At 59.2% G+C, this 16487-nt stretch carries 19 protein-coding genes; 7 read left to right on the top strand and 12 right to left on the bottom strand.

Translation table 11 applies throughout. The annotated features are described in order from the left end of the window. Positions 1 to 46: 46 nt before the first annotated feature. The 3 genes from CF137_RS09115 to glnK form a co-directional block, all read right to left on the bottom strand. Positions 47 to 1672: an ABC transporter permease gene (locus CF137_RS09115; protein ID WP_139718809.1), complete on the bottom strand. Its 1626-nt coding sequence runs from the start codon at positions 1670 to 1672 to the stop codon at positions 47 to 49. Between the two features lie 39 nt (positions 1673 to 1711). Further along, complete coding sequence (locus CF137_RS09110) at positions 1712 to 2719, bottom strand: Fe(3+) ABC transporter substrate-binding protein (protein WP_101317849.1); 1008 nt, start codon at positions 2717 to 2719, stop codon at positions 1712 to 1714. Positions 2720 to 2978: 259 nt separating this feature from the next. After that, positions 2979 to 3317, bottom strand: coding sequence for a P-II family nitrogen regulator (gene glnK, locus CF137_RS09105; RefSeq protein ID WP_005341406.1), 339 nt, complete (start codon positions 3315 to 3317; stop codon positions 2979 to 2981). Between the two features lie 201 nt (positions 3318 to 3518). Between glnK and arfB the strand changes: the two genes are divergently transcribed. Then, a complete protein-coding gene (gene arfB / locus CF137_RS09100) occupies positions 3519 to 3935 on the top strand; it encodes an alternative ribosome rescue aminoacyl-tRNA hydrolase ArfB (protein ID WP_068977366.1) in 417 nt (138 codons plus the stop codon). A 23-nt stretch (positions 3936 to 3958) separates the two neighbouring features. Then, positions 3959 to 4450, top strand: a complete 492-nt coding sequence (locus CF137_RS09095) for a methylated-DNA--[protein]-cysteine S-methyltransferase (protein ID WP_139718808.1) — start codon at positions 3959 to 3961, stop codon at positions 4448 to 4450. 359 nt (positions 4451 to 4809) lie between these two features. Here CF137_RS09095 and CF137_RS09090 read toward each other — a convergent pair whose 3' ends face one another. From CF137_RS09090 to tapT, 4 genes are all read right to left on the bottom strand, one after another. Beyond that, positions 4810 to 5235: a hypothetical protein gene (locus CF137_RS09090; RefSeq protein WP_042024223.1), complete on the bottom strand. Its 426-nt coding sequence runs from the start codon at positions 5233 to 5235 to the stop codon at positions 4810 to 4812. Positions 5236 to 5431: 196 nt separating this feature from the next. Next, positions 5432 to 6205 carry a peroxide stress protein YaaA gene (gene yaaA, locus CF137_RS09085; protein ID WP_139718807.1) on the bottom strand — a complete coding sequence of 258 codons (774 nt, stop codon included), beginning with the start codon at positions 6203 to 6205 and terminating at the stop codon, positions 5432 to 5434. Positions 6206 to 6252: 47 nt separating this feature from the next. Next, positions 6253 to 7362 carry a type IVa pilus ATPase TapU gene (gene tapU / locus CF137_RS09080; protein WP_101323569.1) on the bottom strand — a complete coding sequence of 370 codons (1110 nt, stop codon included), beginning with the start codon at positions 7360 to 7362 and terminating at the stop codon, positions 6253 to 6255. Positions 7363 to 7390: 28 nt separating this feature from the next. Further along, positions 7391 to 8425 carry a type IVa pilus ATPase TapT gene (tapT, locus tag CF137_RS09075; RefSeq protein WP_042024218.1) on the bottom strand — a complete coding sequence of 345 codons (1035 nt, stop codon included), beginning with the start codon at positions 8423 to 8425 and terminating at the stop codon, positions 7391 to 7393. A gap of 39 nt (positions 8426 to 8464) precedes the next feature. Between tapT and CF137_RS09070 the strand changes: the two genes are divergently transcribed. From CF137_RS09070 to CF137_RS09050, 5 genes are all read left to right on the top strand, one after another. Continuing rightward, positions 8465 to 9166, top strand: a complete 702-nt coding sequence (locus tag CF137_RS09070) for a YggS family pyridoxal phosphate-dependent enzyme (RefSeq protein WP_101323568.1) — start codon at positions 8465 to 8467, stop codon at positions 9164 to 9166. Positions 9167 to 9308: 142 nt separating this feature from the next. After that, positions 9309 to 10133 carry a pyrroline-5-carboxylate reductase gene (gene proC, locus CF137_RS09065; RefSeq protein ID WP_139718806.1) on the top strand — a complete coding sequence of 275 codons (825 nt, stop codon included), beginning with the start codon at positions 9309 to 9311 and terminating at the stop codon, positions 10131 to 10133. Between the two features lie 11 nt (positions 10134 to 10144). Further along, positions 10145 to 10696: a YggT family protein gene (locus tag CF137_RS09060; protein ID WP_101317835.1), complete on the top strand. Its 552-nt coding sequence runs from the start codon at positions 10145 to 10147 to the stop codon at positions 10694 to 10696. After that, positions 10696 to 10998 (top strand): DUF167 family protein YggU, encoded by a 303-nt coding sequence (gene yggU, locus CF137_RS09055; protein WP_098972109.1) that lies wholly within the window; start codon positions 10696 to 10698, stop codon positions 10996 to 10998. Before CF137_RS09060 ends, yggU begins: the two co-directional genes overlap by 1 nt. A 43-nt stretch (positions 10999 to 11041) precedes the next feature. Continuing rightward, positions 11042 to 11461 carry a DUF4426 domain-containing protein gene (locus CF137_RS09050; protein WP_101317833.1) on the top strand — a complete coding sequence of 140 codons (420 nt, stop codon included), beginning with the start codon at positions 11042 to 11044 and terminating at the stop codon, positions 11459 to 11461. A 101-nt stretch (positions 11462 to 11562) separates the two neighbouring features. Here CF137_RS09050 and CF137_RS09045 read toward each other — a convergent pair whose 3' ends face one another. The 5 genes from CF137_RS09045 to CF137_RS09025 form a co-directional block, all read right to left on the bottom strand. Next, complete coding sequence (locus CF137_RS09045; protein ID WP_139718805.1) at positions 11563 to 12759, bottom strand: NupC/NupG family nucleoside CNT transporter; 1197 nt, start codon at positions 12757 to 12759, stop codon at positions 11563 to 11565. 182 nt (positions 12760 to 12941) lie between these two features. After that, entirely contained in the window at positions 12942 to 13877 is a 936-nt protein-coding gene (locus tag CF137_RS09040) for a LysR family transcriptional regulator (RefSeq protein WP_162515907.1), read from the bottom strand. Positions 13878 to 13959: 82 nt separating this feature from the next. Then, positions 13960 to 14496, bottom strand: a complete 537-nt coding sequence (locus CF137_RS09035) for a glutathione peroxidase (protein WP_139718803.1) — start codon at positions 14494 to 14496, stop codon at positions 13960 to 13962. A 58-nt stretch (positions 14497 to 14554) separates the two neighbouring features. Continuing rightward, a complete protein-coding gene (locus tag CF137_RS09030) occupies positions 14555 to 15118 on the bottom strand; it encodes an NnrU family protein (protein ID WP_139718802.1) in 564 nt (187 codons plus the stop codon). A gap of 227 nt (positions 15119 to 15345) precedes the next feature. Beyond that, positions 15346 to 16479 carry a glycerate kinase gene (locus CF137_RS09025; protein WP_139718801.1) on the bottom strand — a complete coding sequence of 378 codons (1134 nt, stop codon included), beginning with the start codon at positions 16477 to 16479 and terminating at the stop codon, positions 15346 to 15348. Between the last annotated feature and the right edge of the window lie 8 nt (positions 16480 to 16487).

The following is a 16487-nucleotide window of genomic DNA, read 5'->3' as shown; positions in this document are numbered from 1 at the left end:
TTCGGTCAAGCACACCGCATGCAATTTCATTGGCCGACGTGGCGACTCAGTGGCCCGGGCTGTCCAGACTGCGATTAACCCAGATCAGCGGCAACAGTCCCACCAGCACGATAACGATGGCGCCGAGCGCGCCGCGCTCCAGCATCTCGTCCGAGACGAACTGGTAGACGTGGGTCGCCAGGGTATCGAAGTTGAAGGGCCGCAGCAGCAGGGCGGCGGGCAGCTCCTTCATGGATTCGATGAATACCAGCATGGCACCGGCAAACAGACCGCGACGCACCAGCGGCAGATGGACCCGCCGCAGCATGGCGCCATCCCCCTGCCCCAAGGATCGGGCCGCCATGTCGAGACTGGGGGAGATCTTGCCCATGCTGCTCTCCACCGAGCCGATGGCGATGGCCACGAAGCGCACCAGATACCCGAACACGATGGCGGTGATGGTGCCGGTCAGCAGCAGCCCCGGGCCCTGACGCCCTAGCCACTCGGCCAGATCGTTGATGGCAAAATCGAGGGCGGTGAGTGGCACCAGCACCCCGATGGCCAGCACGGTACCCGGCATGGCATAGCCCATGGCGGCGATGCGCAGGGGCAGCAGGCTCTTGATCCCGCCATCGAGGCGGCGGAAGAAGCCGAGCAGCAGAGCGATGCCCATCGCCAGCAGGGCGGTCAGCGCCGAGATGAGCAGACTGTTACCGGCAAAGCGGACAAACTCCGGCGTCCATGACAACTCGAAGTAGCGCACCCCGTAATCGAGCAGGATGACAAACGGCAGGGCGAAACCGGCCAGCACCAGACCCCAGCACCAGAGACCGGCCAACCAGCGGCTCATACCCTTGAGTGGATAGCGCAGCGGCTGCTCATGGCCCATGGACTTCTGGAACACCTGCTGCCGACTGCGCGAGCGGCGCTCCAGCGCGATCAACAGCACCACCGCCAGCAGCATCAGGCAGGAGAGCTTGGCCGCGGTGGCCAGACTGCCATAGCCAAGCCAGGTGTCGTAGACCGCCGTGGTCAGGGTGTTGATGGCAAAGAAGTGGACGGTGGCAAAATCAGCCAGAGTCTCCATCGCCACCAGAGATACCGCCACCATGATGGCGGGGCGCGCCAGCGGCAGACTGAGGCGGCGAAAGCTCTGCCACGGCGTACAGCCGAGCAGGCGGCTGGAGTGGATCAGGCTGACCGACTGCTCAAGAAAGGAGGCGCGGGTCAGCAGATAGACATAGGGGAACAGCACCAGCGCCAGCACCCAGGCGGCGCCGCCAAGGGAGCGAATGGCCGGAAACCAGTAATCGGCCGGACTGTTCCAGCCAAAGAGTGCTCGCAACCCTGCCTGCAGCGGGCCCGAGTAGTCGAGCAGATCGGTATAGACGTAGGCGACGATATAGGAGGGCATCGCCATCGGCAGCATCAGCGCCCATTGCAGGGCGCGCCGCCCCGGCACCTGACACATGGCCACCAGCCAGGCGGTAGGCACGCCAAACAGCAGGCTGAGCAATACCACGCCGACCACCAGCCCCAGGGTATTGCCCAAATAATCGAGCAACACGGTATCAGCGAGGTGGCGAAAGAGCTCTCCCTCAGCCGAGAAGGCAGAGAAGAGCAGGGCAATCACCGGTAAACCCAGCAGCAGGGCGGTGGCCCAGCTGCCGGTAATCCATCCAAAATTTTTCATGAGACCACAGAGGTTGATGGGGCCGTTGGCCCCATCTGATTACAAGTCGAACTTCACTTCATCCAGCAACTGCAAGGCGTCCTTGCGGTGCTTGGCGTAATCGCTGACCGGTAGCGCGTCAGACTTGAAACTGCCCCAGGACTTGACCATGGCGGAAGGCTCGACCCCGGCCTTGACCGGATACTCGGCGTTCACGTCCGCATACATGTGCTGGGCGGTGTCGCCAGCCAGAAACTCCATCAGCTTGCGTGCTTCATCTTTGTTCTTGGCATACTTGGTCATGGCCACGCCGCTCACGTTGACGTGGGCACCGCGGTCAGCCTGGTTCGGGAAGTTGATATAGACCGCATCGGCCCAGGACTTCTGCGCCGGATCTTTCAACATGGCGCCCAGATAGTAGCTGTTGCCGAGCGACACATCACAGATTCCATCCTTGATCGCCTTGACCTGATCCCGGTCGTTGCCTTGCGGCTTGCGCGCCAAGTTGGTCTTGACCCCTTCCAGCCAGGTTTTGGTCTCGGCCATGCCGTGATGGGCAATCATCGAGGAGACCAGCGCCACATTGTACTCATGCTTGCCGCTACGGGTGCAGATTTTCCCTTTGAATTCCGGCTTGGCCAGATCTTCATAGCTGATGGTGTCGAGCTTGCCGAGACGATCCTTGCTGGAGTAGACGGCGCGTACCCGGGTGGTCAGGGCGAACCAGCGGTTCTCCGGATCACGATAGATGGCGGGGATGTTCTCCTGCAGGATCTTGCTCTCTACCGGCTGCACCAGCCCCTTCTCCACCAGATCGGTCAGACGGCTGATATCAACGGTCAGCATCAGGTCGGCCGGGGAGAGCTTGCCTTCCCGCTCCAGACGCTCGTTCAACCCCTCTTTGGCGAACACCACGTTCACCTTGATGCCAGATTCCTTCTCGAACTGCTGGATGATGGGCTTGATCAGCTCATCCTGCCGGTTGGAGTAGACATTCACTTCCCCGGCCGCCAATGCCGATTGAGCCGCCAACGCAGAGAAAGCCAGTGCCAACATCTTCATTTTCATCATCCATTCCTTGATTTGCTATACAGAGTGATAACGATTTCCGTTTGCATTCTGCATACATCTTATGAGCGGATCAAGAACGCTCGCCACCGCCACATCACATATTTAATCTCCCCTAAATGAAAAGGGCCGGATGGAATCCCATCTGGCCGCTTCTTACCAAAACATGATGTAAATTAGGCTTCAATGAGCTCTCGCCCCATCGGGATTCCCCCAAGGTCGCGAGGTCAGCAGATCTGTACGTCACGGCTGCGGTTCATCACAGCGCCTCGTCGTCACTCTCGCCGGTGCGGATCCGCACCGCCTGCAGCAAGTCGTAGACAAAAATCTTGCCGTCGCCGATCTTGCCGGTGTACGCCGCCTTGCAAATCGCCTCGATCACCCCTTCCACGTTATCATCAGCGGTGGCAATCTCCAGCTTCACCTTGGGTAGGAAGTCGACCTGATACTCGGCTCCCCGGTATAATTCGGTGTGTCCCTTCTGGCGGCCAAATCCCTTGACCTCGGACACGGTCAGCCCTTCCACCCCCAGGTTGGCAATAGCCTCGCGGACATCGTCCAACTTGAACGGTTTGATAATCGCACTAATCAGCTTCATCTGGTTACTCCCAATCCATGGTGTGTCATGAATCGGGTTTCAATTCTTATGCCAAGTATTTTTATTGTTTTATTTCATATAGATAGAGTTTAATGCCTGCGCCATTCGCCAGGCACATCCCCATAACCGACCAGCACGCCCCATAATGAGGCACCATGCTGCAGCGGCCAGCGGGTATGCACCAAACAAGAGCAAAACAGCATGTTAGTTATCTCCAACAGCATCACCCTGCCCTGGCATGAGTTGCAATTTCAGACCATGCGGGCACAGGGCAACGGCGGACAGCACGTCAACAAGACCGACTCCGCCGTCTGGTTGCGCTTCGATTACCGCAACTCTCCCAGCCTGACCCCCCTCTACAAGGAGGGTCTCGACAAGCTGAGCGACAGCCGGGTACACGATGGCTTTATCATGATCCGGGTCGAAAGCCATCGCAGCCAGGACATGAACCGCAAGGAGGCGATGAGCCGTCTGGTGGAATTGCTGAAGAAAGCAGCCTGGCGCCCCAAGGCCCGCCATGCCACCAAGCCGACCCGCAGCTCCCAGCGCAAACGGGTCGATGCCAAAAAGCGCAAGGGGGATATCAAATCTGCCCGCGGCAAGCCGGTTCTGGACTGAGCCGCTCCCAAGGATGTAAGCCGATGAGATACAGTTTTTGCGATAGCGACCGTGGCCCGCTGCTGGTCGCCATCGATCAGGATGGCCTGCGCCACGTGGAGTTCATGCAAGGGGAGCGACCCATCATGCCGCAAGCTGACTGGCAACAAGATGACCAGGCGCTGGCGCCCTATCTCGACCAGTTCACCGCCTATTTCACCGGAAAGTTGCAGCAGTTCGACCTGCCCATGGCCGCTCGGGGCACCCCGTTCCAGCAAACGGTGTGGCGCGCCCTGTGTGATATCCCCTATGGCGAGACCGTCAGCTATCTCGAGATAGCCCAAGCCATCGGCAATCCCAAAGCAGTGCGGGCGGTAGGCGCCGCCAATGGTCGCAATCCGCTCAGCATCATAGTGCCCTGCCATCGGGTGATCGGGCGCAGCGGCGATCTGACCGGCTATGCTGGCGGCATTCCCATCAAACGCTGGTTGCTGGCTCTGGAACAGGCAGGCACAGCATTCAGACTGACCCCATGACACAGGTAGCCTTCCGACGGAAATGATGGCCAATGTCGCCACGAAACAGAAAGGTTTTCAGCTAGAGAACACGCCTTGCTGACAAGATGAACAGAAAATGAAGAATTGCCTCAGAACTACTTCAGATTGCAACGGTCATAGTGACCCTATACTTGAATGTGACAGCTTATCCGCTTATTCAAGTAGCACCCATGTGACGCTTCCAATCTGTCTTTTTTCCCCGCGCCTCCTCTGAGGCGCTTTTTTTGCCAACACAACAGGCCAACCCTCTGGCTGAGTGACATGAGCACCACACGCTCTGCACCAACGCAAAAAAGAGGCAAAGGATCATCCTTCGCCTCTGTGGTGATCAGGAGTAGCTACTCACTCTGGGGCAAGAATTGCAGTTCTGGCGTAGAGGAGGTCAGCACATCGGCGCAGTAATCCCAGGTGGATATCCGGTAGTGCTGCAGATCTTCATCCAGATGCAGGCCGTCCGACTCCTGATGAAACCAGCTGGCAAAGCGGGAGGGGGTGATAAGCTGGATCTGCTCTTCGATAGAGTGACTCTCCTTTCCCTCGGTCAAGTCGCAATCTTCGACCACCCGCAAAGCGTAGATATGACGAAAATGCACCCGACAAAGAATTTGGGGAGGCAGATCTATGCTGCGCGCCCGACCCAACATGATGGTCAGGGAGTCGCTCCAGAGATCCTGATGCAGCTCGGCAACGACCAGTCCGGGGGGGAGCTGGCGGGACGGAGCCCAAGGTACGGCAACCTGCCGAATGGCATTTTTCTGTTCCATCACTCACCTCGCAACAACGCACTCCCTGTCTTGAGTCTATCTGAACCACATAGTCCCGGCGAAGACAATCAATAGGCAGTAAAAGCGGGCAATAAAAAAGCCGACGTATCAAACGTCGGCGAATAAAAAGTGCTTACAACAGAGGATTCATATATTCAGACCCGCGAGTCGGAAGATTGGTTCCCTCTTTTTGTAATTAATTTTCGGCACGTTTAAACATCAGGGTGCTGGCATCCGACTCTTCCGGCACGAAGTAGTAACCCTCGGCGTTGAAAGTGGTCAGTTGCTCCACCTCGGTCAGCCGCTGCTTGATGATGTGGCGGGCCATAATGCCGCGCGCCTTCTTGGCGTAGAAGCTGATGATCTTGAACTGGCCGTTCTTCTCATCCTTGAACACCGGCGTGACGATCCGCCCTTTCAGGCTTTTGGAACGTACCGACTTGAAATACTCATCGGAGGCCAAATTGATCACTACCTCATCCCCCTGCGCGGCCAGCGCGTTGTTGAGGTGGTGAGTGATCACCTCGCCCCAGAACTGGTAGAGATCCTTGCCGCGGCTATTGTCGAGCCGGGTCCCCATCTCCAGCCGGTAGGGCATCATCAGATCGAGGGGGCGCAGCACGCCGTAGAGGCCGGAGAGCATCCGCAGATGCCCCTGAGCGAAGTCCAAATCGGCCTCACTGAAATCCTCCACCGCCAATCCGGTGTAAACATCCCCCTTGAAGGCCAGCAGCGCCTGACGGGCATTGGCCGGCGTGAAGTCTGGCTGCCACTGCGCAAAGCGGGCAGCATTAAGACCTGCCAGCTTGTCGCTGATCTTCATCAGACTGGCGATCTGATCCGGGCTCAGTTGGCGGGCCCGGCTAATCAACTCGGCGGAGTGATCAAGCAATTCAGGTTGGGTGAAACGGGGGGTCACCAGCGGCGACTCGTAATCCAGCGTCTTGGCCGGGGAAACCACAATCAGCATAACGTTCCTTTATGGCGAGGGGCCGAACGACGGCACGGCCCCATGATTCATTCATCCAGCGTCACATTATCCAGCATGCCGGTACCGAGCGTATCCGGACCGGAAAGTTTGATTTGCAAGCGCAAATCATTGGCCGAGTCGGCATGGGCGAGGGCCTCACTGTAGCCAATCTGGCCGGCACAGAACAGCTTGAACAACGCCTGATCGAACGTCTGCATGCCCAACTCCGAGGATTTGGTCATCACCTCCTTGAGCCGGTGCATCTCACCCTTGCGGATGATATCGGTGATCAGCGGGGTATTGAGCAGCACCTCGAATGCCGCAAAACGCCGCTTGCCATCCATGCTGGGCACCAGCTGCTGGGCAACGATGGCTTTGAGATTGAAGGAGAGATCGAACAGGAACTGACGGTGTTTGTCTTGCGGCACCAGATGGAGAATGCGGTCCAACGCCTGATTGGCGTTGTTAGCATGCAAGGTGGCAAGGCAAAGGTGGCCCGTCTCGGCAAACTGCAAGGCAAACTCCATGGTATCCTGACTGCGGATCTCGCCGATCAGGATCACGTCCGGCGCCTGACGCAGCGAGCTTTTCAGCGCCACATCGAACGACTCGGTATCGATCCCCACCTCGCGTTGGGTCACCAGACAACGGCCATGCTGATGGACGAACTCCACCGGATCTTCCACCGTCAGAATGTGGCCATCAGCATGCTGGTTGCGATAGCCAATCATTGCCGCCTGGGTGGTGGATTTACCCGCCCCGGTGGCCCCGACAAACAGCACCAATCCCCGCTTGGCCATCGCGACCTCTTGCAAGATATTGGGCAGTTGCAGGTCTTCAAAGGTGGGGATGCGGGTTTCGATGCGGCGCACCACCATGCCGGGCTGCTCCTGCTGCCAGAAGGCGCTGACCCGAAAGCGGCCAAGGGCCTCGCGATAAATCGCGTAGTTAGCCTCCTTGGTGCGGATATAGCGCTCGAAGTGATCGCCGCTCAAGGTATCCCTGACCAGCGTCAACGCCTCCTTCTTGTCTAGCGCCTCCCCCCCCAGCGATACAAGATGACCGTTCACCTTGAGGGTAGGCGGTGAGCCCACCGTCACAAACAGATCCGATCCTTTTCGCTCGACCAGCTGACTCAGCAGATCATCCAGATTCATTATCTCTCCCTCCCTGGGTTTGGCATCCTTAAATACTGTTGGGATCAACCGCCTTGACCTTGGCATCGAGGGATGCCACCACACCGCGGCTAACCAGCTGCTTCAGGCTCTGATCCATGGTCTGCATGCCGTGGGTCATCCCGGTCTGGATCACCGAGTAAAGCTGGGCGATCTTGTCTTCCCGAATGAGGTTACGCACCGCCGGAATGCCCATCATGATCTCGTGGGCCGCTACCCGACCGCCACCAATACGCTTGAGCAGGGTCTGGGAGATAACCGCCCGCAGGGATTCGGAGAGCATGGATCGCACCATGTCCTTCTCCGCACCGGGGAAGACGTCGATGATACGGTCGATGGTCTTGGCCGCCGACGAGGTGTGCAGGGTGCCGAACACCAGATGGCCGGTTTCGGCGGCAGTCATGGCGAGGCGAATGGTCTCGAGGTCACGCATCTCGCCCACCAGAATGATGTCCGGGTCTTCCCGCAGTGCCGAGCGCAGGGCGTTGCTGAAGCTCTTGGTATCGCGGTGCACTTCCCGCTGGTTCACCAGACAGCGCTTGTTCTCGTGGACGAATTCGATGGGGTCTTCGATGGTGAGAATATGATGATGAAAGTTCTCATTGATGTAGTTGACCATGGCCGCCAGGGTGGTCGACTTACCAGAACCGGTCGGGCCGGTCACCAGCACCAGACCACGGGGAAATTCCGAAATTTTGCGAAAGATCTCCGGCGCATCGAGATCTTCGAGACTCAGCACAGTGCTGGGGATGGTCCGAAATACTGCGCCTGATCCGCGGGATTGCTGAAAGGCGTTAACCCGGAAGCGGGCCAGATTGGGCACCTCGAACGAGAAATCGACTTCGAAGTTCTCCTCCAGCTCCTTGCGCTGGTGATCGTTCATGATGTCATAAATGAGGCTATGTACTTCTCGATGTTCGAGGGCGGGCAAATTGATCTTGCGAACCTCACCATCAACCCTGATCATCGGGGGCACACCGGCCGAGAGGTGTAGATCCGAGGCTTTATGCTTTACACTGAAAGCCAATAACTCTGTGATATCCATAGACTTGTCATTCTCCCATCACAAGATCACTAACGAAATATGAACCAGATTGCCCAGCACCTGTTTCAGGTAAAGGAACGTATTGCCCAAGCTGCTGCGCGGGCAAACCGCAACCTACAGCAGATCCGCCTGCTTGCCGTCAGCAAGACCAAGCCTGTCGAGGCAGTCATGGCCGCCCATGCCGCAGGTCAGCGCTGTTTTGGCGAATCCTACGCCCAGGAAGCGGCGACCAAGATCGATGTCTTGCGCCAGCAGCCGGAATATTGCGACATAGAGTGGCACTTTATCGGCCCTTTGCAATCGAACAAGTCCAAACTGGTCGCCGAACGGTTTGACTGGGTCCAGAGCGTGGATCGGGACAAGCTGATCGACCGCCTCAACAACCAGCGCCCGGCCAGCATGGCACCGCTAAATATCTGTCTGCAAATCAATATTAGCGGAGAGAGCAGCAAATCCGGAACGTCGGAGCAAGAGATTTTCCGTCTTGCAGAGCGGGTCTCCCGCAGTGAACGGCTGGTATTGCGAGGCGTGATGGCCATTCCCGAGCACACCAGCGATGAAAATGTATTGGCCACCCAAATGGTCCGTATGCAGGCTCTGTTCACCGAGCTTGCGCGACAATACCCCACGGTGGATACCCTCTCGATGGGCATGACCGAAGATCTCGAGCTGGCCATCGCCCACGGTAGCACCATGGTGCGGGTCGGCACCGCCATCTTCGGCGCCCGTGACTATTCATAGACAAGGCTGGCGGCTGACACCCATCTCCGCCCCTTGTAGCGACTTCATCAACAGGAGCGTTTGATGGAACACCGAATGTTGGCGTTAGCCTGTGCAGGCAGCACCCACTTCGCCGCGACCCCATGTGCAACAGGAGCATCTGATGCAGCATAGAACTCTGGCCTTTATCGGCGCGGGCAACATGAGCCGCAGCATCATTGCCGGACTGGTCAAGGCGGGCTATCCCGCCGGGCAGATCACCGCCGCCAACCCCAGCCAGCCCAAGCTGCAGGCGCTGGCCAGCGACTACGGCATTCGCACCACCCAGTCCAATGCCGAGGCGGCCCGTGATGCCGAGGTGATCGTGCTGGCGGTCAAGCCGCAGTTTATGGCGGGCATGTTGGCTGCGCTGGTTGCCGAGCTGGGTTCCCTTGAAGGCAAGCTGCTGATCTCCATCGCAGCCGGTATCAAGGTGGCGCGCCTTGGCGAGATGGCCGGTGGCCACCACCGCATCATCCGCACCATGCCCAACACCCCGGCCCTGGTGGGGCTGGGGATGACCGGCCTCTATGCCCCCGAGCATATTGCCACCAGCGATCGCGACTTTGCCGAGCAGATGATGCAAGCCGTCGGCAAGACCCTCTGGGTGGAGCAGGAGTCCGGTATCAACGGCGTCATTGCTGCGGCGGGCAGTGCCCCGGCCTACTTCTTTCTCTTTATGCAGGCCATCGCCGAAGAGGCGGAGGCGATGGGCTTCTCGCCCGAGCAGGCCCGCCTGCTGGTGCAGCAAACCGCGTTGGGTGCAGCCGCCATGGTGGAGCAGAACCCTGAGCTGGCGCTGCAAACCCTGCGTGAGCAGGTGACCAGCAAGGGCGGCACCACCGCCCAAGCGATCAACACTTTCCAGCAGCAGGGGCTGATGCCGCTGACTGCCCACGCCATGCAGGCGGCCGTTGCTCGCGCCACCGAAATGGAAACACTCTTCTAACAGGAGCCCAGATGAACACTGCTTACTTTCTGATTAACACCGTTTTTGATCTCTACCTGATGGTGGTACTGCTGCGCGCCTGGTTGCAGTGGGCTCGCGCCGACTTCTACAACCCGATGAGCCAGATGGTGGTCAAGTTGACCAATCCGCTGGTGATCCCGCTGCGCCGTGTTATCCCCGGCTTTGGCGGCATCGATCTCGCCTCCATAGTACTGGCGCTGCTGATCGCGTTTGCCAAGCTGGCGCTGCTCAAGAGCATGAACGTACTGCTGGCCGACTGGCTCAACATCAGCCTGTTCGCCGCCCTCACCGTACTGAAGAAAGCCGGTTCGATGATCTTCTGGGTGCTGCTGATCCGCGCCATCCTGAGCTGGGTCAGCCAGGGTCGCAACCCCATCGAATACGTGATGCATCAGCTGACCGAGCCCTTCCTTGCCCCTATCCGCCGCATCCTGCCGGCACTGGGTGGACTGGATCTGTCGGTACTGGTCGCCTTTATCGGCCTGCAAGCCATCAACTACCTGCTGGGCGACCTGTTCGGCCAGCTGTGGTGGATGATTTGATGCCAGCCGTCCTGCAACAAGGGGATGAACTGGTACTGCATCTGGTGATCCAGCCCAAGGCGAGTCGGGATCAGATCATCGGATTACACGGCGAAGAGCTGAAAGTGGCCATCACGGCGCCGCCGGTCGATGGCCAGGCCAACAGCCATTTGATCAAATTTCTGGCCAAGCAGTTCAAGGTGGCCAAGGGACAGGTCACCATAGTGCGGGGCGAGCTGGGGCGGCACAAAACCGTCGCCATCGACAGCCCCAAACAGTGGCCGCCAGAAGTGAGTGCACTGCTGAATGACCCGCAAGGCTGAATGAGTCGGCCTGTGCCAACCGTAGATATGAGAGGGATGACAGATGAAAACAGTCTGGATGAGTGGCTTACTGGCACTGCTGATGACCCTGCCACTCAAGGCAGAACAGATGAAGGAGCTGGGGCCCTGGCAGGTTCACTACAACGCCTTCAACTCCAGCTTCCTCACCCCCGAGGTTGCCAAAGCCAACGGGCTGGAGCGCAGCCGTTACAACGCCATCATCAATATTGCGGTGCAAGACAAACAAGGGAAAGCACAGGCGGTCGGCATCACCGGTGAGGCCAAGAACCTGACCGGCACCATCCGCACCCTGAGCTTTCAAGAGGTAAAAGAGGGTGATGCCATCTACTATTTGGCGACCCTCCCCTACCGCAACGAAGACACCTATCAGTTCACTCTGAAGATCATGGGCGGCGGGCAGCAGCAGAACCTCACCTTCCAGCAGACCTTCTACGTCGACTGAGTACCAACAAGAAGCCCCGACCAAGGTCGGGGCTTCTTTTATCCATATGACAAGGGCGCCATCAGGGCGCCCTTGTTGCATCCAGTTCGTGCTGCCGTCAGTTACAGGGCGAGGAACAGGCCAGCCAGACAGGCGCTCATCAGGTTCGCCAGCACGCCGGAGAGAATAGCGCGCATGCCGTAACGGGCGATGAAGGATTTGCGCTCCGGCACCATGGAGCCCAGACCGCCGATCAGGATCGCCATGGAGGAGATGTTGGCAAAACCGCACAGGGCAAAGGTCACAATGGCCTTGCTCGACTCGCTCAGGGTTTGATCCTGCACCAGACCAATGAAGGCGACAAACTCGTTGACCACGATCTTGGTACCGATCAATGCGCCAGCGGCCTGCGCCTGCTCCCAGGGTACACCGATCAGCCAGGAGACGGGGGCAAACAGCCAGCCCAGAATGATCTGGAAGCTCAGATCCAGCCCCACCAGACCGCCAGCCCAGCCGAGCAGTCCGTTCAGCATGGCAATCACACCGACGAAGGCCAGCAGGGTTGCACCGACCGCCACCGCGATATTGAGGCCGGACATGGCACCATCGGCCGCCGCTTCAATCACATTGGTAGCGCGGGGGATCACCACATCCTGATGATGATCGACCTCGCCTTCGCTCGGCGGCACCAGGATCTTGGCCATCGCCAGACCGGCTGGCGCCGACATGAAGGCGGCGGCGATCAGGTATTTCAGCTCAACCCCGAGGCTGGCGTAGCCCACCAGCGTACCACCGGCGACTGAGGCCAGGCCGCAGCTCATCACCGCGAAGAACTGGGAATCGGACATCTTGGAGAGGTAGGGTTTGACCACCAGCGGCGCTTCCACCATACCGACGAAGATATTAGCGGTGGCGGAGAGGCTCTCGGCACGGCCGGTACCCAGCAGCTTCTGCAAGCCACCACCCAGCAGGGCGATCACCCGCGGCATGATGCCGATGTGGTAGAGGATGGCGATCACCGCAGAGAAGAAGATGATGACCGGCAATACGTTGAAGGCAAAGATGAAGCCCAGTTTGAACTTGGCCAGATCGCCGAACAGGAAGGCGATCCCCTCCTGACCATAACCGATCACGCTGCTGACGCTCTCGCTGACCCCGTTCAGCACGTGCTGACCGGCAGGCAGCCAGAGCACCAGACCGGCAAACATGATTTGCAGGCAGAGGGCAAGGCCAACTGTTCGCAGCGGGATACGACGACGATTATCAGAGCAGATCACGGCAAGCGCCAGGATACTCAGGATGCCGAGCAGGGCAATCATAGGGACTCCATCAGGTGGGGCAAAAGATGGGCGCGGATTCTGCGCCTCTCCCCCCGTCACTGCAAGTCCGCTTGGTTACAAGCTTGTTGGAAAAAACGTTTGCACGATATCGGTTGCGCCAACTGGCTGATTTGGTTCAATTTTAGTATCAGGAGAAATCAAGAGTTCTTATATGGAAACAATCATTCCTCACTGCCGGACAATTTCCCCCCGAGCCAGGGAGCCAGCCGCTGCTCCCAATAGGGTTCGGGGCCAAAGCGGGCCTTGAGGAAATCGATGAAGAGACGGATCTTGGGATCCAGATGTTCGCGCCGGGCGTAAACGGCGTGCACCGCCATCTGCTGGTTCGGTCGCCACCCGGGCAACACCGGGATCAGCTTGCCGCTCTGCAGCTCCTTGTCCAGCAGGTAGTTGGCGATGTAGGCGATGCCCAGACCAGCCAGGGCCGCATCACGCACCGCCTCCGCCATATCCACCCGATAGTTGCCCGCCACCTGCACCGTCTGACGATCCTTGCCCTGACGGAACGACCACTGATGATAGCGCCGCTCCCGGCTCTGGTAAGTAATGCAGTTGTGCTGGCCCAGATCCTTCGGATGTAGCGGGGTACCGTGGCTCATCAGATAATCTGGCGAAGCCACCACCACGAAGCCGATGTCGGCCAGCCGCTGTCCCACCAACCCCTCCGGTTTGTCCTCATAGGTGGTAAGCCAGAGGTCCAGCCCCTCATCCACCAGATTGGTTCTGTGGTCGAACAGGGATACCTCCAGCTCCAACTCGGGATAGCGATCCTGAAATGCCTTGAGATGGGGAATGACATGCATGCGGCCGAAGGATTGGCCCACCCCGAGATGGAGCACGCCGCTCACCTTGCCGCGCCGCTCGGCGATCATGGAGTCCGCCTCCTGCGCCACCGCCACCAGCGCATGGCAGTGACGGGCATACTCCTGACCCAGCTCCGTCAGGACGAAGCGGCGGGTGGTGCGCTGCACCAGTTGGGCGCCGAGGGTGGTCTCCAGCAGCGCCAGCTGTTTGCTGATATGGGATTTGGAGACCCCGAGACGGCGGGCGGCGGCAGAGATCCCCTGCTCGCGCACCAGCGCATCGAAGATCACCATTTGGGGAAGACGTTGCAGCACAAAATAACCAGATTGAGTGGCGGGAGCCCATTATTCCAGAGCCGCCCGCCAAGGGGTAGGGTCAGAGCCCCAGCGCCCGGGTGATCTGCAACTTGAGGGGGTCGTCGGCCGGATTCTGATTGGAGCCATAGCTCGCAATCAACTTGCCATCGCGTCCCACCAGATACTTGTGGAAGTTCCAGTTCGGCTCATCCCCGTCGGCGGCCGCAGCCAGCCCCTTGAATAGCGGCACCGCATCGGAACCCCGTACCGCCACCCGATTGAACATCGGGAAGGTCACCCCATAGTCGCGGCGGCACACCTCGGCCGTTTTGGTCTCGTTGCCCGCCTCCTGCCAGAAGTCATTGGAGGGGAAGCCCAGAATAATCAGCCCTTTATCCTTGTAGCTCTGGTAAAGCTTCTCCAGATCCCGGAACTGGCCGCTATAGCCGCAATAGGAAGCGGTATTGACCACCAGCACCACCTTACCCTCGGTCAGCTGACAGAGGTTGTGGCGCTGGGCATTGTTGAGCTCCCGCATCTCCACATTGAAGTAATCGGGGCACGCCGCAGAGGCCGCACCAGCCCCCAATAACAGCAACAGAGTAAACCATTTCATCGCCAAAACTCCTTTTGTTTTGTCCGTCATACGCGGTTACCGGGCCTGCAGTTCACTCTCAATGCAGGGGAATGCCGGTCAGCCAGCCGTGGCCCCAGAAAACCAGCAGGGCAGTGGCCGCCAACCCGGCTCCAACACTGATTCCTGTTCCCGTCCAGTTAGCCGCCGGACGGGGATATCGCTGCCAGTCCCGCACCGAAATCCAGACGATGCTCACCAGCGCCCACAACCCGATACCGCCAAACAGCAGTAAAGAGCGCGCCTCGCTGTTGACCAGCAGATGGGCCACCGCCCACATCAGGGTGCCGAGCAGTTGAGGATGCACCAGCCAACGGCGCAGATGGTTGGGCCCCTGACCGGAGAAGAAGAGGATCAGGGCAAACGGCATCATCACCGTTATGGTCATCGGCCCCCATTCGGGCAGGAAGTAGAGCGGCAACGAACTGGCACTGCGCCAACCGGCGATGATGCAGGCGATGGCGACAAACACCAGCAGGGAGAAGAGCCCCTTGTAGCGGTTCTCTCCCAGGCGTTCCCGCACGCGCGCCCGATGGGCCACCGCAAAGCAGGGGTAGAGATGGATCAGGGTAAACAGCGCCACCCCCAGAGTCAGCAGGAACATGAGTCTCTCCTTGTACTTGGTTCGACCACTATGCCGTAAAGGGAGAGATGCGCCTATAGAAACCAATGGGACGGCAAAACGCAGTGAGCGCAAAGGAGATAAAAAAAGCCGATCTCGATGGATCGGCAAAAGTGCTAAGGGCAACCGGATTTCTCATGAGATGAGAATGGCCCCCTCACGGGGCAAGGAATGGTCGATGCCCGGATAGCAGGCACCGGCCAAAAAAATCAGCGGGGCAACCGATAGAGCGCAGCCACGTTGCGCGCGGTCAACTCGATATTGGTGCTGGCGCTGGCCAGTGCTTCCGGCAGGGACATAGCGCGGTTGACCACGGCGAATACCGCGTCCAGCCCGTGCTCATGCACCACACCACAGTCATCGGTCAGGCAACCGGAAATACCGATCACCGGCTTGCCGAACTGCTTGGCGCAACGTGCGACACCGATTGGCGTCTTGCCATGGATGGTCTGGCTGTCGATGCGACCTTCGCCGGTGATGACCAGATCCGCATCGGCCACTTCATCGGCCAGCTTCAAGGCTTCGATCACAATCTGGATGCCGGGCTTGAGCTCGGCGCCGAGCAGGCCAACCAGCGCAGCGCCCATGCCACCGGCGGCTCCGGCACCGGGCAGATCCTTCACCTGCTTGCCGAGCACCCGCTCGATGCAATCAGCGTAGCGGGCAAGGTAGCCATCAAGCTGCGCCACCATCTCGGGGGTCGCCCCCTTCTGCGGGCCAAACACCGCGGAGGCCCCTTTCGGACCGCACAGCGGGTTATCCACATCGCAAGCCACTTCGATAGCCAGATCGCTCAAACGCGGATCCAGGCCACTCAGGTCGATGGTCGCCAGTTCGGCCAGACCAGCACCACCCAGCGCAATAGAAGTGCCATCTGCTTTGAGCAACTTGCCGCCCAGCGCCTGGATCATGCCGGCACCGCCGTCATTGGTGGCGCTGCCGCCGATGCCGAGGATCAGGTGCTTCACCCCCATCTCCAGCGCAGCCAGGATCAGCTCGCCGGTCCCGAAGCTGGAGGTGAGCAGCGGATTGCGCTGCTCGGGAGCCACCAGATGGATGCCGGAAGCGGCCGCCATCTCGATGACAGCGCGCTCGCCATCTCCCAGCAGGCCGACGAAGCCCTGCACCTTGTTGCCAAGGGGCGCGGTCACTTCGACCGGCAGGATGTGACCACCGGTGGCATCTACCAGTGATTGCACCGTGCCTTCGCCGCCATCGGCCATCGGCAATTTGATATAGGTGGCATCCGGCAACACCTGCTTGAAACCGGCCTCGATGGCATCAGCCACCGCCATGGCACTCAGGCTCTCCTTGAATGAATCGGGGGCAATAACAATTTTCATATCAATTC

The sequence above is a fragment of the Aeromonas sobria genome, assembly GCF_006243315.1.
GTDB classification, from domain to species: domain Bacteria; phylum Pseudomonadota; class Gammaproteobacteria; order Enterobacterales; family Aeromonadaceae; genus Aeromonas; species Aeromonas sobria_A.
Note: the sequence above shows the minus strand (reverse complement) of the source record. Positions and strands in the feature narration are given on the sequence as shown.